Annotated in this window: 19 protein-coding genes and 1 tRNA gene; 13 read left to right on the forward strand and 7 right to left on the reverse strand. The window is 68.2% G+C overall.

The annotated features are described in order from the left end of the window. Positions 1–14: 14 nt before the first annotated feature. Positions 15–656 (reverse strand): DUF2491 family protein, encoded by a 642-nt coding sequence (locus tag ASE90_RS16310; RefSeq protein ID WP_056003273.1) that lies wholly within the window; start codon positions 654–656, stop codon positions 15–17. After that, positions 653–1,657: a potassium channel family protein gene (locus ASE90_RS16315; protein WP_056003276.1), complete on the reverse strand. Its 1,005-nt coding sequence runs from the start codon at positions 1,655–1,657 to the stop codon at positions 653–655. The genes ASE90_RS16310 and ASE90_RS16315 overlap by 4 nt, the downstream gene beginning before the upstream one ends. 97 nt (positions 1,658–1,754) lie before the next feature. Between ASE90_RS16315 and ASE90_RS16320 the strand changes: the two genes are divergently transcribed. Genes ASE90_RS16320 through ASE90_RS16330 form a run of 3 tightly spaced genes read left to right on the forward strand, consistent with a single transcriptional unit; the run spans position 1,755 to position 4,104 of the window. Next, positions 1,755–2,186 carry a YjfI family protein gene (locus ASE90_RS16320; RefSeq protein WP_056003279.1) on the forward strand — a complete coding sequence of 144 codons (432 nt, stop codon included), beginning with the start codon at positions 1,755–1,757 and terminating at the stop codon, positions 2,184–2,186. Positions 2,187–2,200: 14 nt separating this feature from the next. After that, positions 2,201–2,941 (forward strand): PspA/IM30 family protein, encoded by a 741-nt coding sequence (locus tag ASE90_RS16325; protein ID WP_056003282.1) that lies wholly within the window; start codon positions 2,201–2,203, stop codon positions 2,939–2,941. Then, complete coding sequence (locus tag ASE90_RS16330) at positions 2,941–4,104, forward strand: glutathionylspermidine synthase family protein (protein WP_056003285.1); 1,164 nt, start codon at positions 2,941–2,943, stop codon at positions 4,102–4,104. The genes ASE90_RS16325 and ASE90_RS16330 overlap by 1 nt, the downstream gene beginning before the upstream one ends. 247 nt (positions 4,105–4,351) lie before the next feature. Here ASE90_RS16330 and ASE90_RS16335 read toward each other — a convergent pair whose 3' ends face one another. Next, a complete protein-coding gene (locus ASE90_RS16335) occupies positions 4,352–4,663 on the reverse strand; it encodes a DUF167 domain-containing protein (protein WP_056003606.1) in 312 nt (103 codons plus the stop codon). A gap of 75 nt (positions 4,664–4,738) precedes the next feature. Between ASE90_RS16335 and ASE90_RS16340 the strand changes: the two genes are divergently transcribed. Further along, positions 4,739–6,409 carry an MFS transporter gene (locus tag ASE90_RS16340; RefSeq protein ID WP_056003288.1) on the forward strand — a complete coding sequence of 557 codons (1,671 nt, stop codon included), beginning with the start codon at positions 4,739–4,741 and terminating at the stop codon, positions 6,407–6,409. Positions 6,410–6,512: 103 nt separating this feature from the next. Beyond that, positions 6,513–9,908, forward strand: a complete 3,396-nt coding sequence (locus ASE90_RS16345; RefSeq protein WP_235531884.1) for an acyl-[ACP]--phospholipid O-acyltransferase — start codon at positions 6,513–6,515, stop codon at positions 9,906–9,908. Between the two features lie 335 nt (positions 9,909–10,243). On the opposite strand, the gene ASE90_RS16350 is transcribed toward ASE90_RS16345, so the two are convergent. From ASE90_RS16350 to ASE90_RS16360, 3 genes are all read right to left on the reverse strand, one after another. After that, positions 10,244–11,869 (reverse strand): DUF4139 domain-containing protein, encoded by a 1,626-nt coding sequence (locus ASE90_RS16350; RefSeq protein ID WP_056003291.1) that lies wholly within the window; start codon positions 11,867–11,869, stop codon positions 10,244–10,246. A 473-nt stretch (positions 11,870–12,342) separates the two neighbouring features. Then, positions 12,343–13,755, reverse strand: a complete 1,413-nt coding sequence (locus ASE90_RS16355) for a DUF4139 domain-containing protein (RefSeq protein ID WP_056003294.1) — start codon at positions 13,753–13,755, stop codon at positions 12,343–12,345. 634 nt (positions 13,756–14,389) lie between these two features. Beyond that, positions 14,390–14,464, reverse strand: a tRNA-Gly gene (locus tag ASE90_RS16360). Between the two features lie 145 nt (positions 14,465–14,609). Here ASE90_RS16360 and ASE90_RS16365 point away from each other — a divergent pair. From ASE90_RS16365 to ASE90_RS20770, 5 genes are all read left to right on the forward strand, one after another. Beyond that, positions 14,610–15,518 (forward strand): tetratricopeptide repeat protein, encoded by a 909-nt coding sequence (locus ASE90_RS16365; RefSeq protein WP_414889378.1) that lies wholly within the window; start codon positions 14,610–14,612, stop codon positions 15,516–15,518. Continuing rightward, positions 15,515–16,132: an LON peptidase substrate-binding domain-containing protein gene (locus ASE90_RS16370; RefSeq protein ID WP_056003302.1), complete on the forward strand. Its 618-nt coding sequence runs from the start codon at positions 15,515–15,517 to the stop codon at positions 16,130–16,132. The genes ASE90_RS16365 and ASE90_RS16370 overlap by 4 nt, the downstream gene beginning before the upstream one ends. Beyond that, positions 16,129–16,323, forward strand: a complete 195-nt coding sequence (locus ASE90_RS16375; RefSeq protein WP_056003304.1) for a Trm112 family protein — start codon at positions 16,129–16,131, stop codon at positions 16,321–16,323. Before ASE90_RS16370 ends, ASE90_RS16375 begins: the two co-directional genes overlap by 4 nt. Next, entirely contained in the window at positions 16,320–16,727 is a 408-nt protein-coding gene (locus ASE90_RS16380) for a hypothetical protein (protein ID WP_056003307.1), read from the forward strand. The genes ASE90_RS16375 and ASE90_RS16380 overlap by 4 nt, the downstream gene beginning before the upstream one ends. A gap of 141 nt (positions 16,728–16,868) precedes the next feature. Then, positions 16,869–17,192 carry an NUDIX domain-containing protein gene (locus tag ASE90_RS20770; protein ID WP_414889394.1) on the forward strand — a complete coding sequence of 108 codons (324 nt, stop codon included), beginning with the start codon at positions 16,869–16,871 and terminating at the stop codon, positions 17,190–17,192. A gap of 240 nt (positions 17,193–17,432) precedes the next feature. Here ASE90_RS20770 and ASE90_RS16390 read toward each other — a convergent pair whose 3' ends face one another. Continuing rightward, positions 17,433–18,650 (reverse strand): UbiH/UbiF/VisC/COQ6 family ubiquinone biosynthesis hydroxylase, encoded by a 1,218-nt coding sequence (locus ASE90_RS16390; protein ID WP_056003310.1) that lies wholly within the window; start codon positions 18,648–18,650, stop codon positions 17,433–17,435. A 128-nt stretch (positions 18,651–18,778) separates the two neighbouring features. On the opposite strand from ASE90_RS16390, the gene ASE90_RS16395 reads away from it, so the two are divergent. The 3 genes from ASE90_RS16395 (at position 18,779) to hrpB (ending at position 24,998) form a co-directional block, all read left to right on the forward strand. Then, the gene (locus ASE90_RS16395; RefSeq protein WP_056003313.1) at positions 18,779–21,136 is read left to right on the forward strand and encodes an FtsK/SpoIIIE family DNA translocase; all 2,358 of its coding nucleotides are present in this window, start codon (positions 18,779–18,781) and stop codon (positions 21,134–21,136) included. Positions 21,137–21,505: 369 nt separating this feature from the next. Beyond that, positions 21,506–22,300, forward strand: coding sequence for an aldo/keto reductase (locus ASE90_RS16400; protein ID WP_056003316.1), 795 nt, complete (start codon positions 21,506–21,508; stop codon positions 22,298–22,300). Positions 22,301–22,577: 277 nt separating this feature from the next. Then, positions 22,578–24,998 (forward strand): ATP-dependent helicase HrpB, encoded by a 2,421-nt coding sequence (gene hrpB / locus ASE90_RS16405; protein ID WP_056003319.1) that lies wholly within the window; start codon positions 22,578–22,580, stop codon positions 24,996–24,998. Positions 24,999–25,056: the final 58 nt, after the last annotated feature.

The following is a 25,056-nucleotide window of genomic DNA, read 5'->3' on the forward strand; positions in this document are numbered from 1 at the left end:
CCCTTGTCGCCGGTTCAGGCGTTGAATTCGGCGGGCAGCAGCGGCAGCCCGACCATGATCTCGTGCGTCAGGTCGCCGCCCTCCGGCTGCATGGCGATGGCGAGCAGCAACTCCTGCCCCTCCGGCGCGATGTCGCGCGCATAGAGCATGCAGGCCTGCTTGATCTGGCGGACCGGGCGACCGGTGCGTTCGTAATAGACCGCCTCCCACAATTCGACCGGCGGCTGGCTGCGATCGTCCTCGCCGTACCAGAAACGCTGGAAGCGGGCGAGGCCGGGTTCGTCCCAGACGGGTTGCGACAGGCGATTGCGGAACGCGCCGGTATCGGCCCAGTCGACCGGATAGGTCGACGACCATGGCCGGAACAGGGTGAAATCATCGGCGTCGGAGCCGTCCGCCGACTGGCTGACCGCCTGCAACATCAGTTCGTCGTCGGTGTAGAAACGGTGGACATGGCTGCCATCGTCCAGCCGGATGACGCCCTGCGCCGTGATTTCCAGCGTATCGCGCTCGAGGGTGAAGGCGGCACCGGTCAGCCGCCGCCATGCCAGCGCGTCGAGCCGGACCTGGCGTCCGATGGTGATGTTGCGGACCACCGCGATGCCGGGGGTTTCCTCCCGCGCGCCGCTGCCGCCGAACAGGCTGCCGAATATCATGCCGCGATCCTTGTCCGGGCGATGTAGAACAGCCGGTCGCCGACCGCGATCCGACCGTCGGGGTCGAATACCGGCGAATGCTGTCCGGCGCCACAGCTGGCGACCAAGATTCCGCCGCGGGTGCGCAGATCGCGTGCGGCATCGTCGAAACTGCCGCCGGTGCGCGCGGTGGTGGCGTACAGCGTGCCGCCATCGTCGGTGTGGCTGGCGAGTTGCGCGATCAGGCGGCTGGAACCGGGGTCGCTGAGTGCCTTGACCACCAGTTCGACGGTCGGGGTCAGCACCACTTCGACCTGCGGACAATGTGCCGCCAGCAGCCCGGCGGTGTCGGGATCGCGCAGGAAGCAGACGACATGGCCGGTGTCGTTGAGCGCGGTTACCGCCAGCGTCGCCGCCAGCGTGTCGGGATCGGACGGGCCATAGACGATGACGCGTTCGGCGGTCGCGACGCCGGCGCGGCGCAGGTCGGCCGGCGCGGTGAGCGAGGCGACGCGGACGAAGCGGTGCGTCGTGGCGTCGCCGGTCAGTTCCTGCGTCGCGACCAGCACCAGTTCATGCCCCTGCCCGTCGGCGACGATCTCCGCGATCATGCGCGGGGTACGATCGGGGTCGTAGCCGACGAGGACGATATGGCCACGCATCGCGCTATAGTCCCCCAGGCCCATGCGCCGCCGCCGCCAGCGCGCCGACACCCCGGCAAAGGCGCGGGCGATCGACACGGTGAACAGCGCGATCGCGCCGGGCATGACGAACAGCGCGGTGACGATCCGCCCCGCATCCGATTTCGGCGACAGGTCGCCATAGCCGACCGTCGAGGCGGTCGTCGCATACCAATAGAGATAGGCCGAGGGGCGCAGCAGGTCGCTTTCCCCGGCAAAGGCCAGCAATTCCCACGAGATGGTCATGTGCAGGACCAGCAGCGCGAGCAGCACGCCACGGTGCAGCTCGCTGGCCGCGAGATAGAGCCGCCTTAGATACCTGCCGAGACTGAATGACTTCATCCCCTGCCCATGCCCCCGCACCTTGCTTTTTGGTCGCGCCTTATGCTTGGGGTGTCAAGCGCGGCCAACACACCGGGCCGGCTTTTCGGAGGGATGGATGGACGAAGCACCCCGTAGCTGGACGATCGCCGGACTGGCGCAGGCGCTCAGCGGACCCGATCATGCCGACGAACTGAGCGTCGAGCGGATCGAACAGGCCGAACCGGTCCTGAAACTGACCATGCATCATGTCGGCGACCTCGCCATCTTCGCCTCGGTCGCGGGCGAGCAGATCGTCGTGTCGACCCTGTTGTGGCCGGTCGACGAACAGTCCGAACCGGACGCGTTCAACCGGTTCCTGCTGAAGACGCAGAAGCTGGTGCCGCTGTCGAATTTCGCCATCGCGGAAGTGGGCGGACGCGAATATTATGAGCTGGTGGGTGAGCTGTCGGTCGAATCGTCGCTGCATACCGTACTGATCGAACTGCGCGTGCTGGCGCAGAATGCGATCGAGGCGGCGTCGGAACTGCGCACCGAATTTGCCGCGTAACGGAAGGTAGGACGATGTCGATGTGGAAGAATCTGGTCGCGCTGGTGCGCGGCACCGCGCACGAAACCGGTCAGTCGATCGTCGATGCCAAGGCGCTGACGATCCTCGACCAGCAGATCCGCGATGCCGGATCGCTGCAGGCCAAGGCGCGCGACGATCTCGCGACGCTGACCGCCAAGCGGCGGATGATGGAGAAGGAGCTGGAGGGCCTGACCTCGCAGCGGGATAAATATGAATCGTCGGCGCGCGCGGCGATGGCGCGTGGCGACATGGACCTCGCCCGCGAGGTCGCACAGCGGCTGGCGACGATCGAGCAGGAACAGTCGACCAAGACGCCGCAGATCGCCGACATGCGATCCGCCGAGGACAAGATTCGCGGCATCATCAAGACCGGCGACGGCAAGATCGACGCGCTGCGCCGCGAGGTCGACGTCGTCCGCGCGAACGAGAGCGTGCAGAAGGCGCAGGCTTCGGTCGCCAGCAGCTATGGCGGGGCCACCGCGTCGCTGGGGTCGGCAGCCGACAGCCTCGCGCGGCTGAAGGAGCGGCAGGCGATCCGCGAAGAGAAGTTCAAGGCGCAGGCCGAGCTGGAGGACATGCGCACCGGTGCCGACCTCGACGAAAAGCTGAAGGCGGCGGGGCTGTTGCCCGGATCGTCGAGCGCCGACGACATCCTTGCCCGGCTGTCGAGCCCCAAGGACGCGCCGCGCCTGTCCGACGGGACGCGCGACGGCGGAACGATCGGGCGCGACTGATGGAACGCCGCGCGGTCGCCCCCCGTCCCGACTGGCGGGCGACCGCCGAGCGGATGGGATTCACGTTCCACCATCAGGACGGCCAGAAATATTGGGAGGAGGGGGCGTGGTACGCCTTCTCGCTCGACGAGATCGAACAGGGGATCGAGGCACCCAGTGTCGAACTCCACGGCCTGTGCCGCGATCTGGTGAACGAGGTCGTCGGCAGCGAGGCGCTGATGCACCGCCTCGCCATTCCCGACGACATGCGCGACGTGGTGGCGGCGTCGTGGAAGGCGCATGCGCCGTCGCTGTACGGGCGGTTCGATTTCGCCTTTGACGGCAGCGGCCCGGCCAAGCTGCTCGAATATAATGCCGATACCCCGACCAGCATTTTCGAGACCGCGCTGTTCCAGTGGCAATGGCTGGAGGATCGCATCGCGGACGGCACGCTGCCGGCGGGGGCCGATCAGTATAACCGGCTGCACGATGCGCTGGTCGAACGCTTCGGTGCGTTGTTCACGCGGGGCAGCACCGTGCATTTCGCGTCGGTCGACGACCATGTCGAGGATCGCCAGACCGTCCGCTATCTGGAGGATGTCGCGCGGCAGGCGGGGCTGGACCCGGCATTCGTCGCGATCGACCGGATCGGCGTCGATGGCGACGGCGCGTTCGTCGATGGCGACGACGTGCTTATCGGTGCGCTGTTCAAGCTGTATCCATGGGAGGATATGCTGCGCGAACCCTATGCCAAGCAACTGGCGGCGACGAAGACGCTGTTCCTCGAACCGGCGTGGAAGGCGCTGCTGTCGAACAAGGGCATCTTGCCGTTATTGTGGCAGCGGCATCGCGGGCACCCGAATTTGCTGCCGGCCGCGTTTGCGGACGACGCGGCGGCGCTGGCGGAGATCGGTGATGCCTATGTGCGCAAGCCGATTTTCTCGCGCGAGGGCTGGGACATCGAACTGGTCGACGGCAGCGCCACCGCCCGTGGTCCGGAGGGCGGTTACGGCGAGGAAGGCCATGTCGTGCAGGCGCTGGCCCGGTTGCCGGTGTTCGACGGCAATCATGCGGTGGTGGGATCGTGGATCGTCGGCGACGACGCGGTCGCGCTGTCGGTGCGCGAGGATGACGGGCCGATCACCCGCGATCTGGCAAGGTTCGTGCCGCATGCGATCGTTTGAGGTGGGGTAGCGACACGCGTTCCGTCATTCCGGCGTAGGCCGGAATCCATGGACATGGTGATGTCGCGTTTCCTTCGATAGCGCCTGACACAATGGATCCCGGCCTTCGCAGGGATGACGAGGTGGACAGGGAAGACGAGCAGGCAATTTCGTCGTTCCCGCGCAGGCGGGAACCCATTGCCGCTGACAATTGCGATGGAGTCGCGGCGTCGGCGTGTATGGATTCCCGTCTTCGCGGGAATGACGATTAAGGGATGAGTGTCCGCAACGCCGCTTCCAGCGCTACCGCATCCCCCGCAATCCGCAGCCTTTTCACCCGGCTGGTCTGCCCTGCGACCAGCGTCACCGCGCTACGCCCGACCCGCAGTTGCTTCGCGACGAACCGCACGACTTCGTCATTCGCCGCACCATCGACCGGCGGGGCAGCGACGCGCAGGCCGAGTGCGGTCGCGTCGCCCTCCAACGCTACCACGCCCGTCACCGCCGTCTTCGACGCTTTCGGCGTGGCGCGGATCGTCAGCGTCGCGCCGGTCGCGTCAAGGGTAAAAGGATCGCGCATCGCGTTCCCATCGCCGCCGCGCGGGTCCGACACAAGCGGCTTGGCACAAAGCGGCGCGCGACGCATTCATCGGCCATGGCAACCTCAACCGTAACGACCACGACGGCGACGCATAGCTCACCACTGTCGATCCCGATCTTCCGGGCCATCTGGGTCGCATCGATGGCGTCCAATTTCGGCGGGTTGATCCAGTCGGTCGGCGCATCGTGGATGATGACCTCGCTGGCGGCATCGCCGCAGATGATCGCGCTGGTGCAGGCGTCGACGACGCTGCCGATCATGTTGTTGTCGCTCTGGGCCGGGGCGGTGGCCGACAATCTCGACCGGCGGCGGGTGATGCTGGCGGCGCAGGGGTTCATGCTGACCGTGTCGGTCGCGTTGGCGGTGTGCGCGTGGATGGGGTTGCTCAGCCCGTGGCTGCTGCTGTCGTTCACCTTTCTGATCGGCTGCGGGACCGCGATCAATGGGCCGGCATGGCAGGCATCGGTCGGCGACATGGTGCCGCGCAGCGTGTTGCCGAGTGCGGTCGCGCTCAATTCGATGGGGTTCAATATCGCACGCAGCGTCGGCCCGGCACTGGGCGGGGCGATCGTCGCGGTCGCGGGTGCGGCGGCGGCGTTCCTGACCAATGCGCTGAGCTATATCGGGCTGATCGCGGTGCTGGCGCGGTGGAAGCCCGACTATGCTCCGCGCACCTTGCCGCGCGAGACGCTGGGCCTCGCGATGGCGGCGGGGGTGCGCTATGTCCGCATGTCGCCAAGCCTGCGGACGGTGCTGATCCGGGCCGCGCTGTTCGGCGTCGCGGCGAGTGCGGTGCCGGCGATGATGCCACTGGTCGCGCGCGACCTCGTCACCGGCGGACCGCTGACCTATGGCGCGCTGCTGGGCGCATTCGGCGGCGGGGCAGTGATCGGCGCGCTGGGCAGCGTGCGGCTGCGCAAGCGCTGGGCACCCGAGCGGCTGGTCCGCGTGGCGGCGACCGCACTGGCGAGCGGTGCGGCGATCGCGGCGGTCAGCCCGGTCCTGCCGCTGACGATGGCGGCGCTGGTGCTGGCCGGCGCGGGCTGGGTATCGGCGCTCAGCACCTTCAACGTATCGGTGCAGATGGCGGCACCGCGCTGGGTCGTGGCGCGGGCACTGGCGCTGTACCAGATGGCCGCGTTCGGCGGCATGACGATCGGCAGCTGGCTGTTCGGATCGGTCGCCGAAGGATCGGGGGTCCATATCGCGTTGCTGGCGGCGGCGGCGGTGCAGATGCTGAGCGTCGCCGCCGGGTTCAAGCTGCCGTTGCGCGATATCGAGACCGCGAGCCTTGCGCCGCGCGGGTGGGAGACGCCCGATACCGAAGTGCCGGTCGAGGCGCGATCGGGGCCGGTGGTGGTGACGATCGATTACCGGATCGCGCCGAAGGATGTCGTCGGTTTCCTGAACGTCATGAACGAACGGCGCCGCATCCGCCGCCGCGACGGCGCGCATCACTGGGCGTTGCTGCGCGACCTGAACGATCCGGAGCTGTGGATCGAGCGGTATCATGTCTCGACGTGGCTCGAATATATCCGTCACAACCAGCGCCGGACCGAGGCGGATCACGCGAACAGCGTCGCGTTGCTGGCGCTGCACCGGGGCAACGCGCCGCCGCGCGTCCACCGGATGATCGAGCGCCAGACCGGTTCGCTGCCGGTCGCCCGCCTGCCGACCCCCCGCGAGATGGCCGATCCGATGACCGATCCGACACGGTCGAATTGATTTATTGAACACTGTTATTTTTATGCTAGGCTGATCGCGTCGCCGTGATTCGGGGGCGGGCCGGTGCCTGTTCCCGGGTTGGGCAATCCCGATGGGGGAATGGATGTCCGCACCCGATTTCTCGCTGCTGACCAAGCGCCGCTATGCCCCGTTGTTCGTCGTCCAGTTCCTGGGGGCGATGAACGACAATCTGCTGAAATTCGCGTTGCTGTTCCTTGCCAATTTCACGCTGTACCGGGCCGATCCGGCGCGGGCGGCGACGCTGGCGACGGTGTCGACGGGGCTGTTCATCCTGCCCTATTTCCTGTTTTCCGGCCTTGCCGGGCAGATGGCGGATGCGTGGAACAAGGCGTGGCTGATCCGGGCGGTCAAGGCGGCCGAGATCGCGATCATGGCGCTGGCGGTGGTCGGGTTCTGGTTCGAATCGGTGCCGGTGCTGCTGACCTGCCTGTTCCTGATGGGGGTGCATTCGACCATTTTCGGGCCGGTCAAATATTCGATCCTGCCGCAGCATCTGCGCGCCCACGAACTGATGGGCGGCACCGGGCTGGTCGAGGCGGGGACGTTCATCGCGATCCTGACCGGGCAGTTGCTGGGCGGGATCATCCCGCCATGGGAGGCCGGGCTGGTCGCGTTCGGCGTGGCGGTGCTGGGGTTCGTGGCGGCGCTGGCGGTGCCGTCGGCGCCCCCGGCGGTGGCCGAACTGCGGATCGACCTTAACCCGTTTCGCAGCACCGCCGCGATCCTGCGCGCGGCGCATGGCGGGCGCGGGGTGTGGCTGGCGATCCTCGGGATCAGCTGGTTCTTTTCGGTCGGGGCGGTGGTGCTGTCGGAATTCGCGCCACTGGTCGCGGGAACGCTCAACGCCGCGCCGGAGGTCGTCACGCTGTTCCTTGCGGTGTTCAGCCTGTTCGTCGCGGTCGGATCGCTGTTGGTGAACCGGCTGCTCAAGGGCGAGGTGTCGGCGCGCTATGTGCCGATCGCCGCGATCGGGCTGGCGGTGTTCCTGATCGATGCATGGGGAACGGCGGGCCGGTTCGTGGTCGAAACGCCGGGCGCGGATATCGCCGCGTTCGTGGCGACGCCGGGTAGCTGGCATCTGCTGATCGATCTGGCCGGTATTGCGCTGAGCGGCGGGGTGTTCGTCGTGCCGCTCTACGCCATTCTCCAGACGTGGAGTCCGGCCGGGAAGCGGTCGCAGATCATCGCCGCGAACAACATCATCAACGCCATCGTCACGGTCGTGATGGTCGCGGTGGTGACGGCGATGCTGGCGGGCGGGAGCAGCGTGCCTGGCATTTTCGGCGCGCTGGGGTTCGCGACGCTGTCGATCGCGCTGATCTCGTGCTGGCTGCTGCCCGAAACGGTGTTCAAGTCCGTGGTGCGCGGCGCGCTGCGGCTGGCGTACCGGGTGAAGGTGCACGACGCGGAGAACATGCCGCTGCCCGGCGAGCGCGCGGTGGTCGTGGTCAACCATGTGTCGTTCCTCGACGGGTTGCTGCTGGCCGCGTTCCTGCCGGGCAAGCCGACCTTTGCGATCCACAGCCGCTTTGCGCGGGCATGGTGGATGCAGCCGCTGCTGAAACTGTTCGACGCGTTTCCGGTCGATCCGACGAACCCGATGTCGGCCAAGGCGATGGTCAAGGCGGTGCGCGAGGGGCGGACGCTGGTGATCTTTCCCGAAGGCCGCATCACCGTCACCGGCGCACTGATGAAGGTGTTCGACGGCCCCGGCATGGTCGCCGACCGCGCCGACGCGCCGATCGTGCCGGTCCGGATCGACGGGGCGCAATATACCCGCTTCAGCCGGTTGAAGGGCAAGGCCCGGCTGCACTGGTTCCCGAGGATCGAACTGACCGTGTTGCCGCCGCGCCGCTTCGACCTGCCGCATGGATTGAGCGCGCGCGAGCGGCGGGCGATCGCCGGGCGGCAGCTGTACGACGTGATGAGCGAGATGATCTTCGCCACGTCCGATACCGACCGGACGCTGTACGACGCACTGATCGATGCGCGGCACCTGCATGGTGCGGGGATGGCCGTGGTCGAGGATGTGCAGCGCGTGCCGCTGACCTATGACCGCCTCGTCACCGGAACGCAGGCGCTGGCGCGGCCGCTGGCGGCGGGGACGGCGCAGGGCGAGGCGGTCGGCGTGCTGCTGCCCAACGTGGGCGGCGTGGTCGCGACCTTCTTTGCCCTGCAGGCGACGGGGCGGGTGCCGGCGATGCTGAACTATACCGCCGGCCTCGCCAATCTGCGGGTGGCGTGTACGGCGGCGCAGATAAGGACGATCGTCACCGCGCGGGCGTTCGTCGAGCAGGCCAAGCTGGGCGAGGTCGTCGCCGGGCTGGTCGGCGACGGGATCGCCATCCGCTATCTGGAGGAACTTCGCGAGGGAATCGGCGCAGGGGCGAAATTCGTTGCGCTGGTGCGGTCGCGGATGGCGGGGCGGCTGCACCGGCGGTTGCGGGTGTCGGCGGACGCGCCCGCGGTGATCCTGTTCACCAGCGGGTCGGAGGGCGTGCCCAAGGGGGTGGTGCTAACCCACCGCAACCTGTTGGCCAACTGCCTGCAACTCTCCTCCCGGATCGATTTCAACCGGGCGGATACGGTGCTGAACGCACTGCCGGTGTTCCACAGCTTCGGGCTGACCGGCGGCACGTTGTTGCCGATCCTGTCGGGGGTGAAGACGGTGCTGTATCCCAGCCCGCTGCATTACCGGATCGTGCCGGCACTGGCCTACGACGCCAATGCGACGATCCTGTTCGGGACCGATACCTTTCTGTCGGGCTATGCGCGGATGGCGCATGGCTATGATTTCTATGCGCTGCGCTACATCTTTGCCGGGGCGGAGCGGGTGCGGCCGGAGACGCGGGCGACCTATGCCGAGAAGTTCGGGCTGCGCATCCTCGAAGGCTATGGCGCAACCGAGGCGGCACCGGTGATCGCGGTCAACACGCCGATGCACTTCCGCGCGGGCAGTGTCGGGCGGCTGCTGCCGGGGATCGAGGCGCGGCTGGAACCGGTGCCGGGCATCACCGAAGGCGCACGGCTGGCGATCCGCGGGCCGAACGTCATGGCCGGATATCTGAAGGTCGAGGCACCCGGCGTGGTGCAACCGCCGGCGGACGGATGGCACGATACCGGCGATATCGTCACCATCGACGATGCCGGCTTCGTGACGATCCGGGGACGGGCGAAGCGTTTTGCCAAGATCGGCGGCGAAATGGTCTCGCTGCCGGCGGTCGAGGGCTATGCCGCCAAGGTCTGGCCACAGGGCGAACATGCGGTGGTGACGCGGCCCGATGCCCGGAAGGGCGAGCAGCTGGTGCTGTTCACGACGCAGGTTGGCGCGGGGGCGGGCGCATTGTCGGCATGGGGCCGGGCGAACGGCATCGCCGAACTGGCACTGCCCCGCGATGTGCGGGTGGTGGCGGCGCTGCCGGTGCTGGGGACGGGCAAGCTCGATTATGTGACGATGGCGGCGACGGCGGGAAGTTGACGAAGGTTGCACGATTTGTGGGGTGTGGCGGCGGTTCGGTTATTTATTTTCAACGGGTTAGTAGTGCAGGCGCCCCGCAAGCTGCCTTCGCGTCGTGCGAAGTCTTTGCGGAGGTCCTGACCGGAACCTGACTTTCTCCGTACCCCCGCGCAGGCGGGGGGCCAGAGCCAAGCGAAACTATCGCTCGCGTTCGGGGCCCTGGACCCCCGCCTGCGCGGGGGTACGGTAGATGATCGGCCATCGGCAATTTCGCAGGGGGTCTCGCCCGCAAGGAAGTGCGGCAGCGTGCCGGAAGACGCGAACGGTTATCGCGCGGGCGGCTGCGGGAACGTGGTTCAGAAGCGGTAGTCGAGCGTCGCCGTTGCGCCGGGGGCCAGCGTCGTCCGCCATGTCGGGATGCCGTCGATCGTCGTCAGCCCATCGCCCCGGGCGCCGGAGTTCGGCCAGCCGAGCGGCAGCTCGACATCGACCGCGACGTTGCGCGCGTTGGTCACGCTCAGCCGCGCGGAACGATCGTCGAGGCGGGTCTGGTTCACCAGCACCTGTCGGCTGCTGCCGGCGGCGATCAGCAGCGTCTCCCCCTCCGCACGGTCGGTCATCGTGCCGGTACCGACCAGCAGCGCGGTGTCGCCGCGCGGCGCGTAGAGCGCGGTGGTGCCGGCGGGAAGCGCGATGCCGAGCCCGTCCGCCTTCTCGTTCTTCACCCGCAGGACGATGTCGACCGCCGCGGCGTCGAGCGGCTGGCCGACGGGAATGCGGCGGCGATAGAGGCGGGCATAGCGCACCCCGTCCTGCCGCAGCAGCGCGACCTGTTTCTGACCCCGCGCGGCGACGGTGGTGCGGCCGGGCAGGCGGTAGAGTTTCAGGTCGCCGAGATTTTCGGGTGCCGCCGGGGCGGGCGGTGCCGGTGGGGCCGGCATCGGGGGCGGCGGTGGTGGTGGTGGGACGGCCATCCGCGATGCGGTGACGATGATCTCCTCCGCCGGTTCGAACGTCGCCTCGCGCAGGTCCGACGTCGTCGTGCCCAGCGGATAGCAGCGCAGTTGCAGTTGGGTCGCCGCCGCCTCGATCGGCGCGATCCGTTCGCGGTTCAGCCGTCCGGCGACCACCTGCACCTCGGCATCGGCGAACCCCTCGGCATTGCTGTTGGCGAGCGTGGTCCATGCGAACAGGTTCAGCCGGTCGCCCGTCAGCGTGCCGACATAGCTGGCCGACCAGTCGAAACCGCTGGCGAGGTAGGAGAGGCGGACGGTGACGGTCCTGCTCGACGGGCTGTCGGTGGTGACGCTCAGCACCGGCTTGGCGGCAAGGCCGGCGGGCACGCGGGCGTAGCGCAGCGATTCGGGCAGGCCGCTGCACCCCAACGCCTCGACGCCGTTCGCGGTGCGCAGCACGACGCCGCCGACGGGACCGGACACGATGGTCGCCGGTTCCTCGCGCGATGTCCCGGTGGCGCGGTCGGTACGGCGCAACGTCACCCGGTTGCCGAGCGTGCCGTCGACCAGCGCGGCGGGCGAGAGCAGCCGCGCGTCGCGGTTTTTCTCGACCGTGCCGCCGGGCAGGCCGTCGATCACCGCGCTGACCGGGAGGATGCCGCCCGCCACCCCTTCGAACCGGAGCACGGCGCGGCCCTTTGGCAGTTTGACGCGGCGGGTCTCGGTCACCAGCGCATAACCGTCGAGGTTGCGCAGGTTCATCGCACCCTGCGCCGGCCGATACGGCGCGCGATAGATGGTGACCGCGACCGTCGTCGGGGCGGGGGAGGTCGTGGTCGGCAGCTGCTGCGCGAGGGCGGGGGTGGCGAGGAGCAGCGGGAGGGTCGCGATCGTGAGCCGACGCCGCGTGGTGCGGTGCGACCGATGGCGTTTTTCGCGGTCGTTCCCTTGGATGGGTTCGGGACCGTTTTGGGCGGTCCGTTCCTGCGGGGCGTTGTCGGCGTCCTTCGGCACGGGGGCGATCATTGCGAACGCCGCTGGTTCGTACCCCGGCGAAGGTGAAACCTCAGCGAACGTCGCAGGCTTAGCCACAAACGCGCCGTACCCCCGCGCAGGCGGGGGTCCAGAGCCAGGTAGAACATCGGTTTGCGTTTGGAACCCTGGACCCCCGCCTGCGCGGGGGTACGGCAGGGGGCAGGAACCGGTACTTTCGCAACGATCTCGCCTTTGTCGGGGTACGGTGCGGAATTGGCTCCGTTCGTGGCGTTCGCAGGGGTCTCGTGCGGGCGGTGGAGCGGAGCCGGCCAATACAACCACTTGCGTCCGTAGCTCTGGCCAACCGCCTGCGTGAGGGTACGCTGGCGAGCACGGTCGCACCGCTCCCGGGCGGGTCCGGGTCGCCGGCAACGCGACCGCGACCGGCGCGCCGGATACCTCGCGGGCAGATCGCTCGCCCGGAGCGACCTCCCCGCTGCGTCGCCTGCCCTCGAACGCCGGCATCAGTAGCGCGTGTCGAACGTCGCGGTGACGACCGCCGATCCGTTGGCAGGGACCGGCACCTGCCACACCGTCTGCCCGGCGTCGATCCGTTCGCCGGGGCGGCTCTGTTCGACGATGCGGGTGTCGCTCCAGTCGAGGCCGCCCTGTACCAGCTCGACGGTCACCGGCGCGGCGGTGGCGTTGGTCAGCGTGTAGCGCATTTTCGTCTGCCAGCGATTGCTGCCGATCCGGGTGCGGCTTTCGACGACCGGGCGGACCTTCACGTCGAAGGCGTCGCCGGTGGCAAGCGCGATCTTCGATCCCTGCGGCGTGTGATCGATCGCCGCCTCGCCGGTGAATTGCGGCTGGCCGCGCGCGTCGCGCAGATAGACGCGGATGGTGCCGGCGGGCAGCGCGTCGCCAAGGCCCCCCTGCGCGGCGTTGCTGAACCGGACGATGGTCTGCGCGCTCCGCGGATTTTCGGCGGTGTTCAGCCAGCCATTGACGAAGCGATAGCCGCTGGTCGCAGGCGTGCCCTTCACGTCGAGAAAACTGACCTGCTTGGTCTGTTTGTCGGCGATGGTGGTGCGTTCGGGCAGCGGATAGAGATAGAAGTCGCCGAGCTGTTCGCGGTTCGCGCTTTCGGTCCCGGCCTGCATCCGCGCGCGCGGGCGTTGCGGACGGTACAGGCCGTCCTCGTCGTTCGACCCGACCTCTCCCGCGACCAGCAGCGTGCGGGCATTGGCGAAGGTCGTGCCGGTGGTGTTGGTGAGCGTGACCCAGCCCTGCACGTCGATCGTGCCGCGCTTGCGGTCGAGCAGCGCGACATAATCGGCTTTCCAGCCCAATCCCCGGCTGAGATAGGACAGGGTCGCCGGCCGCGTGCCGGCACGGCTGCTGTCGAGCGTCACCGACAGGGTCGGACGCGCGCGCAGCGACGGCGGTACCTTGTCGAAGATCGCGCGCACCGGCAGGCCGTCGTCGCGCAGCACCTCGATGCGGTCGCCGATCTGGAGCACGACCCCGCCATTGACCGCCAGCACCCTGGCTCGCTCGCGCGTTTCGGCACCGGTGGCGGGATTGGTACGCAACAGGGTGATCGTCTCGCCCTCCGCCTTTTCCATCAGGCTGGAGGGCGAGAGCAGGTCGAAGTCGAAATTCTGTTCGACGATGCGGGTGTCGGGAACGGCCAGCGAGACGGTTTCGGGACGGATCTGTGCGCTGACGTCGGGGAAATCCTGTCGCACCGTGCCGCGGTTCAGATCGAGTTGCCGGACGTCCTGCACCAGCGCGACATCGCCGTTATAGATGGTGACCGACACATCGCCCTGCGCATTGCTGGCAATGGCGGGGGGCAGATTGGCGGGCGTTTCCTGCGCTGCGACGGGGAAGGGGGCGAGAAGCGCGGCGAGGATGATCCAGTTCGGCTGCATATCGGGTCCCCGCTAATCGTCCGCGCGAGTTTGGCCGGGGGTGATCGGGTTGGCAAGGGTTCGGGGCCGGTGGCGGTGATGCCGGGGGGTTGGGGGATCGGCGTTGCTGGGTTAGAGTTCGATGGTTTCGTTGATGGCGTAGCTGCGACCGGATGTCGCGTCGGAAGTCGATCGGCCCTAGGCGGGATCGACATTCAGTTCGCTGGGCGCAGGAATAGCGTTCGATCCCCTTTCGTCACTCCCGCGCAGGCGGGAGTCCATATGCGCCAGCGTCGCGGATCGAGCCAAACCGTCGGCGTTTATGGATTCCCGCCTGCGCGGGAATGACGAAATTCCGTGGGTATCGCTGAATGTCGATCGGCCCTTATCCGTGGTTTACCGACGTACCCCAACTGGGCCTCGGCCTTCGCCGGGATACGCACGAAGGGTTTTCGTAACTGTCTCGATAACGTCCGGGAGATGGGCCGTGCAGGTGTCGAGGTCGGAAACGACGATCGACCGAGCGCAACATCGAAAATTCGATCGGCCGGGCAAAGGCCTATCGATCAAACATACCGGCGCTGGGTGAAGCCGCGTCAGGCGCGGGACCGTCGCTTCGACGGCTTCGTTGCGACTTCCATTCACCGGAAATCGCTGGAGCGGGCGAAGGGATTCGAACCCTCGACCCCAACCTTGGCAAGGTTGTGCTCTACCCCTGAGCTACGCCCGCTCTGGCGTTCCGAACCGGGTGACCGGCTGGGGTGAGGCGGGCTATTAGATGGGGGTTTCAGATCGCGCAACCCCTAAATCGCTCTTTTCTGAATCATCGGGCGTGCCCACATAGGGTGCACGCTTTCAGGATAAGGAATCGCCGCTTGGCCACGCTAGGATTGACCGCGCCGGAAAAGGAAGCCGTGGAGGCATTCCGTCGCGATGTCGTCGAACCGTCGATGACGCAGCTGGTCGTCATCGATTTCTGGGCGGAATGGTGCGGGCCGTGCAAGGCGCTGACCCCGATCCTCGAAAAGGTGACCGCCGCCTATGCCGACAAGGGCGTGGTGCTGGCCAAGGTCGATACCGACAAGAACCAGTTCATCGCGTCGCAATTCCAGATCCGGTCGATCCCGACCGTCTATGCGATGTTTCAGGGGCAGCTGGTCGCCGACCTGACCTCGGCCCGGACCGAGAGCCAGTTGAAGCAGATGCTCGACCAGCTGCTGCGCCAGTTGCCGGTTCAGGCGGGCGAGGCGGGCGGTCCCGATATCGAGCCGTTGATCGCGATGGGCGAGGATGCCCTGGCCGAGGGCGATGCGGCGCGCGCGTTGTCGATCTTCGACCAGATCGCCGATATTGCTCCCGACAACGCCGTGGTCGCCGCCGGTCGCGTCCGCGCGCTGATGGCGCTGGGCGACCACGACGCGGCGCAGGCTGCGATCGACGTGCTGCCCGAGGACGCGGCGAAGCTGCCCGCGATCGAACAGGTCCGTGCCGCGCTGGCGCTGGCGCGCGATGCGCAGCCGGTCGACGATCTGGCAGGGCTGAAGGCCGAGGTCGAGGCGAACCCCGACGACTACGACGCGCGCTTCCGGCTGGCCGGCGGACAGATGGCGGCGGGCGACCGCGACGGGGCCGCCGAATCGCTGCTGAAGATCGTTGCCGCCGACCGCGCGTGGAACGACGATGCGGCGCGGCAGCAACTGCTGAAGATCTTCGATGCGGTCGGCCTCGAAGATCCGTGGGTGTCGCAGCAGCGTCGCAAGCTGTCGGCGATCCTGTTCGGATGAGCGCGCGCGTCTCCGTCTTCCCGCTGGCGGGGGCGCTGCTGTTTCCGAACATGCACCTGCCGCTGCATATCTTCGAGCCGCGCTATCGGGCGATGGTGTCCGACGCGCTGGCGCGGGACCGCCGCATCGGCATGATCCAGCCGCGCCCGGTCGGCAGCGATACCGACAAGCCGCCGCTGTTCGATATCGGCTGTGTCGGCCAGATCGTCGATGTCGAGGCGCAGGCCGATGGCCGCTACGACATCGTGCTGCGCGGCGTGTCGCGCTTCCGCGTGCTGCGCGAACTCGATGTCACCACCCCGTTCCGGCAGGTCGAGGCGGAACTCCTGCCGGTCGTGGGCGACACCACGCTGGCGCTGGCCGAGCGCGCGTCGCTGGAGATCGAGGCGCGGCGATTCGCAGACCAGCTGGGCTATGCGGTGGATTGGGAATCGGTCGGGCGGCTGGACGACGAAAGCCTCGTCAACGGCATCGCCCAGATCGCGCCGTTCGACGTCGCCGCCAAACAGGCACTGCTCGAGGTCGATGCACTTTCCGATCGGGCGGAACTGATCGTACAGCTCATGCAATTCTTCGGCAGGCATGGCGATGACGAAGAGGCGACGCTGCAATGACCGCACGAACCGCGCCCGAGGGGGCGACGATCGATCCCTGGCTGTTGTCGATTCTCGTCTGTCCGGTCACCCGGACGCCGCTCGACCATGACGCGGCGGCGCAGGAACTGATCTCGACCGCCGCTGGTCTCGCCTATCCGATCCGCGGCGGGGTGCCGGTCCTGCTGGTCGAAGCGGCGCGGACGTTGTGAGCCGCGATCTTACGGGCAAGTGGAGCGGGATCTTCAACTATCCCCACACCAACCCGCCGACCGCGTTCGAAGCCGACATCGCCGATCTGGGCGGATCGATCGTCGGCACGATCCACGAACCCGATCTCTATTCGCAGCCGCCCGGCGCGCTGATCGCCGCCGCGATCGACGGGCATGTCGAGGGCGCGCGGATCACCTTCAGCAAATTCTACGACGACAGCGCCGGCTATGCCGACATGGTCGTCTATTCGGGGGTGTTGAGCGAGGATGGCTGCGAGATCAGCGGACGCTGGGACATTCCCGGCGTCTGGTCGGGCAGCTTCCTGATGATCCGCCCGGCGAACGAACCGGCCGTCGCCGATGCCGAGGCGGTGGCCGAGCGGGACGGGCCGATCCGGGGATAGCATGGCGCTGTACCATCGATTGCTGGGACGGGCGGCGCGGCTGGTCTGGCGCGTCACCTGGCCGCGTACGATCGGGGTGCGGGCGGTGCTGCTCGATGCGGAAGACCGGATCGCACTGGTGCGGCACACCTATACCGATGGCTGGTATCTGCCCGGCGGGGGCGTGAAGAAGGTGAGGCGATCACGCACGCGCTCCACCGCGAACTGGCCGAGGAAGTCGCAATCGAAGGCGCGACGGTCGAACGGGTGCTCGGCGTCTATCACAGCCGGCGCGAGGGGAAGGACGATCACGTCATCGTCTACGTCGTGCGGGCCGGGGCGGACACGCTGCGCAGGGGCGATGCGCTGGAGGTGGCGGAGGCGGGGTGGTTCGATCCCGACGCGCTGCCGGCGGGGACGACGCCCGCGACGTTGCGACGGATCGCGGAGTGGCGGGCAGGGGTGACGGGCGAGGGGCGTTGGTAGCGGGCCTTGTCGTTCGTCACTGCCGGCTGGATCAAGATCTGCGCGAAAGGACCACGCCAATCCCGCCTGGCCGTGCCCCCGCGCAGGCGGGGGCCCAGGGTCTCAAGCGCAGACCGGTGTTCTGCTTGGCTCTGGACCCCCGCCTGCGCGGGGGTACGGCGAGTGTTTGGCTAAGCTGGCGGCTTTCGCAGCGGTATCGATCAAGTCCGGGGTGACGTGCGGCTTCGGGAACAGCGCCCCCTACGCCGTCACTCCCTGCAACAATTTCGGCAGCTTGCCCGTCTCGCCGCGCGCCTCGGCCATGAACACGGCTTTGAGCGGCGGGATCGAATCGACCGCCGACAGGCCGAAGCGGCGCACTGCGCTCGCCGTCTTGCCGGGAATGCCGAACAGCCGGGTCAGCCCGTCGGTCGCCAGCGCCACCGCGAAGGTGTCGAGCCCGCGCCAGCGCTGATAACGTTCGAGCAGATAGGGATCGCCGAGATCGAGGCCGGTGCGCTTGCCCTCGACCAGCACCTCGGTTAGCGCCGCGACGTCGCGCAGCCCGAGGTTCAGCCCCTGTCCCGCGATCGGATGGATGCCGTGCGCCGCGTCGCCGACCAGCACCAGCCGTTCGGCGGTGATCCGCGCCGCGTGGTGAAAGCCGAGCGGATAGCTCGACCGCGCTGACAGGTTCGACAACGCCCCAAGGAAACCGCCCATCTTCTTCGACGCTTCGGCAAGGAAAGCGCGGTCGGACAGCTTCAGCATCGCCGGACGGTCCTTCGCATCGACCGTCCATACGATCGCCGAGCGATGGCCGTGGTCGTCGTCCTTCAGCGGCAGGATCGCGAACGGACCCGCCGGGTAGAAAATCTCATAGGCGATGTTCTCGTGGCTTTCCGCATGGCCCAGCGTGGTGATGATCGCGGCATGGTCGTAGCTCCAGCGCGCGACGCGGATGCCCGACGCCTCTCGCGTCGGTGAATTGCGGCCCTCGGCGGCGATCAGCAGCGGCGCGGTCAGCGTGTCGCCGTTCGCGGTCGTGACCGTCACGCCGTGCGCCTCGCGCCGGACGTCGATCGCATGATCCTCGTAGCGCAGATCGACCAGCGGCAATGCGACCGCCGCGTCGTAGATCGCCTGCCGCAGCCGCTTGTTTTCGTACATGACGCCGACCGGATCGTCAGCGGCGTCGGGGACGAAATCGAGCTTGCCCGGCGCCAGCCCGTCGGTCGCGCGGATCGCCGCGATCGGGCAGCCTTCGTCGCCCAGCCCGTCGGCGATGCCGATCGCCTCGAACATGCGGTGCGACGCGCTGGCGATCGCCGAGGCGCGCCCGTCGAACCCGGGGGCCAGCGTCACCGCCGGGTCGGCGGGATCGAGAATGATCGAGGTGAGGCCATGGACGCCCAGCGACACGCCCAGCGTGCTGCCGACCAGCCCGCCGCCGAGGATGATGACGTCCGCCTGTGCCATGAAACCCGTCCCATCCGTAACCTGTGTTGCCAGCGATTTAAGGTGTGGTGCGGTTCACCGCAACGCCGCCTTGACGGCAATGGTCGCGGCGGCGCACATCGGGCCGGTATCGAACAAGGGTGGAACGAATGGCGACGAACGCGCAGCCGATGTTGTGGCGCGACGCGATGAAGGCGGGCGTGAGGCGCAGCGGCGCGATGATCGGGGCGACGTTGCTGTTCGCGGCGATGTTGCTGATCGCGGTCGCGCTGGCCAGCTATTCGTCGGCCGATCCGTCGTTCAGCACCGCGGCGGGCGGTCCGATCGCCAACAAGCTGGGATCGCCCGGCGCGCATCTGGCCGACCTGTTGCTGACGGTGTTGGGCGTGCCGGTGGCGATGCTGTTGCCGCTGGGACTGATCGTCAGCGTCCGGCTGTGGCGCGACGTGGCCGTCGGGCCGTGGCCGCAGATGGTGCGCGACTGCCTGATCGGGGTGCTGGCGATGGGGACGACGCTGGCGTTCGTGTCGGGCGAGGCGATATTGTCGCTGCCCGCCGGCTATGGCGGGGTGATCGGCTGGAGCGTCGCGTCGGCGGTGCAGGGGCTGATCCATTTGATCGGCCAGCCGGAGATCGAAATCTGGATCGTTCGCGTCGTGGCGCTGGCGACCGGCCTGTTCGGCATCTGGCGCTGGGCCAAGGGGCTGACGATCGAGATTCCCGACGGCACGTTCCGCATGCCCAAATTCGAACGGCGCGCGCGGAGCGTCGATGCCGGGACGGGCGAGATCGCCTATGACGACGACGCGCCGTTCGACGTCGCGCCCAGCGCGTACGTCGCCGAACCCGATGAGGACGAGGCACCCGCCCGGCCGCAGCCGCGCCGCATCGCCGAACCCGACCATCGCGCGCCGCCGGTCATCGCCGATCGCGCCGCATCGCCTGCGCTCGCCAGCGCGCCGCGCCCGGCGAGCAGCGAGGGGCGCGACAATTTCGCGCTGCCGTCGATCGACCTGCTGGCACCCCCGCCCGAATCGAGCGGCCCGGCGATCGACAAGGCGGCGCTGGAGCGCAATTCGCGCCTGCTCGAAAGTGTGCTCGACGACTTCAACGTGAAGGGGCAGGTGGTGAAGGTCGCCCCCGGCCCGGTCGTCACCATGTACGAACTGGAGCCCGAACCCGGCATCCGCGCCAGCCGCGTCATCCAGCTGGCCGACGATATCGCCCGCAACATGTCGGCGATCTCCGCCCGCGTCGCGACGATCCCCGGCCGCACGGTGATCGGCATCGAATTGCCCAACCAGCGGCGCGAGACGGTGTCCTTGCGCGAACTGATCGCCAGCCAGGCGTTCGCCGACCAGAATGCGCAGCTCCCCATCGTGCTCGGCAAGAATATCGCCGGCGATCCGGTCGTCGCCGATCTTGCCCCCATGCCGCATTTGCTGGTCGCGGGAACCACCGGTTCGGGCAAGTCGGTCGGGCTGAACTGCATGATCCTGTCGCTGCTGTACCGGCTGACCCCGGACCAGTGCCGGATGATCATGATCGATCCGAAGATGCTCGAACTCAGCATGTATCGCGGCATCCCGCACCTGTTGGCCGATGTCGTTACCGACCCGCCCAAGGCGGTGCGCGCGCTGAAATGGGCGGTCGAGCAGATGGAGGACCGCTATCGCATGATGGCGTCGATCAACGTCCGCTCCCTCGCCAGCTTCAACGAAAAGGTCCGCGCGGCGATCGCCAAGGGGCAGAAGCTGGGGCGCAAGGTGCAGACCGGGTATGACGCCGAAAACGGCACGCCGATCTATGAGGAAGAGACGCTCGACCTGTCGCCGCTGCCGCAGATCGTGGTGATCGTCGACGAGCTTGCCGACCTGATGATGACGGCGGGCAAGGAAGTCGAGTTCCTGATCCAGCGTCTGGCGCAAAAGGCGCGCGCGGCGGGCATCCACCTGATCATGGCGACGCAGCGCCCCTCGGTCGACGTCATCACCGGCGTCATCAAGGCGAATTTGCCGACGCGGATCAGCTTCCACGTCACGTCGAAGATCGATTCGCGCACGATCCTCGGCGAACAGGGGGCCGAACAGCTGCTGGGGCGCGGCGACATGCTCTACATGCCCGGCGGCAAGGCGCTGGCGCGCGTCCACGGGCCGTTCGTCAGCGATGACGAGGTGCAGGCGGTGTCCGATTTCTGGCGGTCGCAGGGCGCGCCCGATTATATCGACGCGGTGGTCAACGAGCCGGAGGGCGATGCCGGCTTCAGCCTCGACGGTGCCCCCACCGGCGACGATTCGCCGGAGGAACAGACCTTCCGTCAGGCATGTCAGCTGGTGGCCGAAAGCCAGAAGGCATCGACCAGCTGGCTCCAGCGTCAGTTGCGCGTCGGCTATAATTCGGCGGCCCGGCTGATCGAGCGGATGGAAAAGGAAGGGCTGGTATCGCGGCCCGACCATGTTGGCCGGCGTGAGGTGTTGATGGATTCGGACGGACGGCCGACGGGGTAACGTACCCCTCAACGCCTCCACGCATTTCCTGCAAATCCGTTTGCTTCGAGCGCAGGTTCAAGCCCGCCGAGAACCGATGTCGAGAAGGGGTTGCCCCGAACGAACCGTTCTCGACAGACGCTTCTCGACAAGCTCGAAGCTGCTCGAACCGAACGGGCAGGGGGAGCTTGGGTATCTCGCCGTTCGTCCTGAGTAGCCGTTGAGCTTGTCGAAATGGCGTATCGAAGGACCGCCTGTAGAGTGCTTCGATACGGGTCTTCGACAAGCTCAGGCCCTACTCAGCACGAACGGCATCTCTTGCGGGCGGGCAGGGAACACCTCAACGCGCTCATCGCTTGACCTCCCGCCTTCCAACCGCACGGAAATCCCATGACCGACCTCCCCCTGAACGACGGCCGCAGCCTCCCCGCGATCGGTTTCGGCACCTACAAGGTCCCGGCCGAAGATTCTGCCCGCCTGTCGCGCGAAGCGATTGATACCGGGTACCGCCTGATCGACACCGCCGCCTTCTACGCCAACGAGACGGGCGTCGGCGAAGTCACTGCCGACCGCGACATCTTCGTCACGACCAAATTGTGGCGCGACGCGATGGGCTATGACGGTGCGCTGCGGGCGTTCGATGCCAGTGCGGCGAAGCTGCCGCGCATTGACCTGTTCCTGATCCACTGGCCGATGCCGTCCGAGGATCGCTATGTCGACACATGGAAGGCGCTGGTACGGCTGCGCGAGGAGGGGCGGGTGGCGTCGATCGGCGTGTCGAACTTCTCGCCCGACCATCTCGACCGGATCGTCGAGGCGACCGGGGTCGTGCCGGCGCTGAACCAGATCGAACTGCATCCGCATTTCCAGCAGCGCGCGGCCCGTGCGGCGCATGAACGGCTCGGTATCGTGACGCAGAGTTGGTCTCCGCTGGGGCAGGGAACGCTGCTGACCGATCCGGCGATCGAGGCGATCGCGCAGGAGGTCGGCGCGACCCCGGCGCAAGTCATCCTCGCATGGCATTTGCAGGCCGGGCTGGCCGTAATCCCGAAGGCGTCGTCGCGCGCGCGGATCGAGGAAAATCTTGCGGCGCAGTCGGTGACGCTGACGGCCGAGCAGGTGGCGAAAATCGACGCCATGGACCGCGAGGATGGTCGGCTAGGTCCCAACCCCGACACCCTCTGAACTGCTCCCCGGCACGGAGCGTCGGGTCGGATCGTCCCCCGGGACGATCCTTGACCATGCGGGGCATGGTCAACCTGACGCTGGGGACCATCCGAAGGATGGTGGAGGGGGGTGTCGGCATACGCAACGGCAGCGTTCGCCGCGCTCCCCCTCCACCAGCTTCGCCCGCGGCTTGCTTGCGCGAGCCGACTTCGCGGCTGCGACCTGCCCCCGGCAGGTCGCCGGTCGCCGCTACGTCCCCCTCCCCGCGAGCGGGGAGGATTGCTACAGCGGCGCCATGCTCCCGATCCACGCCGTCCTGCCCCAACTCCTCCGGACGCTGCGCGACCGTAGCTCCGCCGTCCTCGTCGCCCCGCCGGGCGCGGGTAAAACCACCGCCGTTGCCCCCGCTCTCCTCGCCGAACCGTGGGTCACCAGCGAAATCCTGCTGCTGTCCCCCCGCCGCATCGCTGCGCGAGCCGCGGCCGAGCGCATGGCGGCCACCGCGAACGAACCGGTCGGCCAGACTTTCGGCTATGCCACGCGCATGGATAGCAAGCGGTCGGCGGCGACCCGCGTAACGGTGATGACCGAGGGCATCTTCGTCGCGCGTATCCAGGCCGATCCCGAACTGGCCGGCGTGTCGGCGGTGTTGTTCGACGAGGTGCATGAGCGCAGTCTCGACAGCGACTTCGGTCTGGCCCTCGCGCTGGATGCGCAAGCGGCGCTCAGGCCCGACCTGCGCATTCTCGCCATGTCGGCGACGCTCGACGGCGAACGCTTCGCCGCGCTGATGGACGATGCGCCGGTGATCGAGAGCGAGGGCCGTTCCTACCCGCTCGACCTGCGCCATATCGGCCGTAACGCCGAGGCGCGGATCGAGGATTCGGTCGCTGCCGCGATCCGCCGCGCGCTGGTGGAGGCGGAGGGCGGTGTCCTCGCCTTCCTCCCCGGCGTCGCCGAGATCGAGCGGACGGCCGAACGCATCGTCGTGCCCGACGGCGCGGTGCTGCACCGGCTGCACGGCACGTTGCTTCCCGCCGAACAGCGCGCCGCCATCGCCCCCGATCCGCAAGGCCGTCGCAAGATCGTGCTGGCGACCAGCATCGCCGAAACCTCGCTGACTTTGGACGGCATCCGCATCGTCGTCGATTCCGGTCTTGCGCGCCGGCCTCGCTACGACCGGGCGGCGGGGATGACGCGGCTGACGACCGAGCGCGCCAGCCAAGCCGCCGTCACCCAGCGTGCCGGCCGTGCCGCGCGGCAGGGGCCGGGGGTCGCCTATCGCCTGTGGGAAGCCGCCGCCACCGCCGGGCTGCCGCGCTTCGATCCGGCCGAGATACTGGAGGCCGACCTGTCGGCGCTGGTCCTCGAATGCGGCAAATGGGGGGTCAGCGACCCGACGACGTTGCGCTGGCTCGACCCGCCGTCCGCCGCCGCGGTCGAGGAGGCGCGCGCCCGGCTTGCGACGCTCGGCGCGATCGATCCGGACGGCCGTCCGACGCCGCACGGTCTGGCCATCGCCGCGCTGCCGCTGTCGCCGCGTCTGGCGCATATGCTGATCCGTGCGGGCGAGCAGGGCTTTGCCGGGGCGGCGGCGGAGGTCGCGGTGTTGCTGGGCGAACGGGGGCTGGGCGGCAGCGATACCGATCTCGACCAGCGCCGCCGCCGCTGGCGCAGCGAGCGCGGACAGCGCGCCGATGCCGGGCGGCGGCTGGCCGACCGCTGGCGGGGGCTGGTGAAGAGGCGCGACGATCCCCCCGCCGACGCAGTCGCCCGCAGCGTCGCGCTGGCCTTTCCCGACCGCATTGCCAAACGCCGCGATGCGTCGGGCGAACGCTGGGCTTCGGTCGGCGGACGCGGGTTCCGGCTGGAGGCGGCGGCGCTCGGATCGGCCGAATGGCTGGCGGTCGCCGAGACGCAGGGACAGGCGGCGGGCGCGCGCATCCTGTCGGCGGTCGCGATCGATCAGGCGACCGTCGAACAACTGTTCGGCGACCGGATCGAAACGCGGCGCAGCGTCAGCTTCGATCCCGCCACGCGCGGGGTGATCGCGCTGCGCGAGCGGCGGCTGGGCGCGATCCGCCTGTCGTCCGGTCCCGATGCGGCGGCGTCGGCGGACGAGATCGTCGCCGCGCTGGCGCAGGCGGTGCGCCGCGACCTGTCGCTATTGCCGTGGGACGGGGCGGACGCGTTGCGGCGTCGGTCGGCCTATGTCGCGGCGATGCTGGGGCAGGACGATCCGCTGGGCGATGCGGCGCTGACCGCGACGATCGACGAGTGGTTGCCGCCGCTGCTGGCGGGCAAGCGGCGGCTGGAGGCGGTGACCGGGCTGCACGACGCGTTGGAACAGGTGGCGGGCTGGGACTGGATGCAGCAGGTACGGCGCCTTGCCCCGGCGCGCTTCGAAAGCCCGGCGGGGTCGAGCCATGCGATCGACTATGCCGCCGAAGGGGGACCGCGCGTCGAACTGCGGGTGCAGGCGCTGTTCGGGCTTGCCATCCATCCGATGGTGGCGGGCCAGCCGCTGACGCTCAGCCTGACCTCCCCCGCCGGACGCCCGATCCAGACGACGCGCGACCTGCCCGGGTTCTGGGCGGGATCGTGGCGCGACGTGTCGAAGGAGATGCGCGGCCGCTATCCGAGGCATCCGTGGCCGGACGATCCGACGGCGGCATCGGCGACGCTGCGGACGAAGAAGGCGGATGCGCGGCGGTAGCTTCCTACCCGTTTGGTTCGAGCAGCTTCGAGCTTGTCGAGAAGCGACCGTCGAGAAC

Origin of the sequence: Sphingomonas sp. Leaf67, assembly GCF_001421965.1 — a bacterium.
GTDB lineage: Bacteria > Pseudomonadota > Alphaproteobacteria > Sphingomonadales > Sphingomonadaceae > Sphingomonas.

Excerpts from the sequence above, each read along its gene's own strand:
- ASE90_RS16310 (WP_056003273.1), bottom strand. The coding sequence starts at position 656 with ATGATATTCGGCAGCCTGTTCGGCGGCAGCGGCGCGCGGGAGGAAACC.
- ASE90_RS16315 (WP_056003276.1), bottom strand. The coding sequence starts at position 1,657 with ATGAAGTCATTCAGTCTCGGCAGGTATCTAAGGCGGCTCTATCTCGCG.
- ASE90_RS16320 (WP_056003279.1), top strand. The coding sequence starts at position 1,755 with ATGGACGAAGCACCCCGTAGCTGGACGATCGCCGGACTGGCGCAGGCG.
- ASE90_RS16325 (WP_056003282.1), top strand. The coding sequence starts at position 2,201 with ATGTCGATGTGGAAGAATCTGGTCGCGCTGGTGCGCGGCACCGCGCAC.
- ASE90_RS16330 (WP_056003285.1), top strand. The coding sequence starts at position 2,941 with ATGGAACGCCGCGCGGTCGCCCCCCGTCCCGACTGGCGGGCGACCGCC.
- ASE90_RS16335 (WP_056003606.1), bottom strand. The coding sequence starts at position 4,663 with ATGCGCGATCCTTTTACCCTTGACGCGACCGGCGCGACGCTGACGATC.
- ASE90_RS16340 (WP_056003288.1), top strand. The coding sequence starts at position 4,739 with ATGGCAACCTCAACCGTAACGACCACGACGGCGACGCATAGCTCACCA.
- ASE90_RS16345 (WP_235531884.1), top strand. The coding sequence starts at position 6,513 with ATGTCCGCACCCGATTTCTCGCTGCTGACCAAGCGCCGCTATGCCCCG.
- ASE90_RS16350 (WP_056003291.1), bottom strand. The coding sequence starts at position 11,869 with ATGATCGCCCCCGTGCCGAAGGACGCCGACAACGCCCCGCAGGAACGG.
- ASE90_RS16355 (WP_056003294.1), bottom strand. The coding sequence starts at position 13,755 with ATGCAGCCGAACTGGATCATCCTCGCCGCGCTTCTCGCCCCCTTCCCC.
- ASE90_RS16370 (WP_056003302.1), top strand. The coding sequence starts at position 15,515 with ATGAGCGCGCGCGTCTCCGTCTTCCCGCTGGCGGGGGCGCTGCTGTTT.
- ASE90_RS16375 (WP_056003304.1), top strand. The coding sequence starts at position 16,129 with ATGACCGCACGAACCGCGCCCGAGGGGGCGACGATCGATCCCTGGCTG.
- ASE90_RS16390 (WP_056003310.1), bottom strand. The coding sequence starts at position 18,650 with ATGGCACAGGCGGACGTCATCATCCTCGGCGGCGGGCTGGTCGGCAGC.
- ASE90_RS16395 (WP_056003313.1), top strand. The coding sequence starts at position 18,779 with ATGGCGACGAACGCGCAGCCGATGTTGTGGCGCGACGCGATGAAGGCG.
- ASE90_RS16400 (WP_056003316.1), top strand. The coding sequence starts at position 21,506 with ATGACCGACCTCCCCCTGAACGACGGCCGCAGCCTCCCCGCGATCGGT.
- hrpB (WP_056003319.1), top strand. The coding sequence starts at position 22,578 with ATGCTCCCGATCCACGCCGTCCTGCCCCAACTCCTCCGGACGCTGCGC.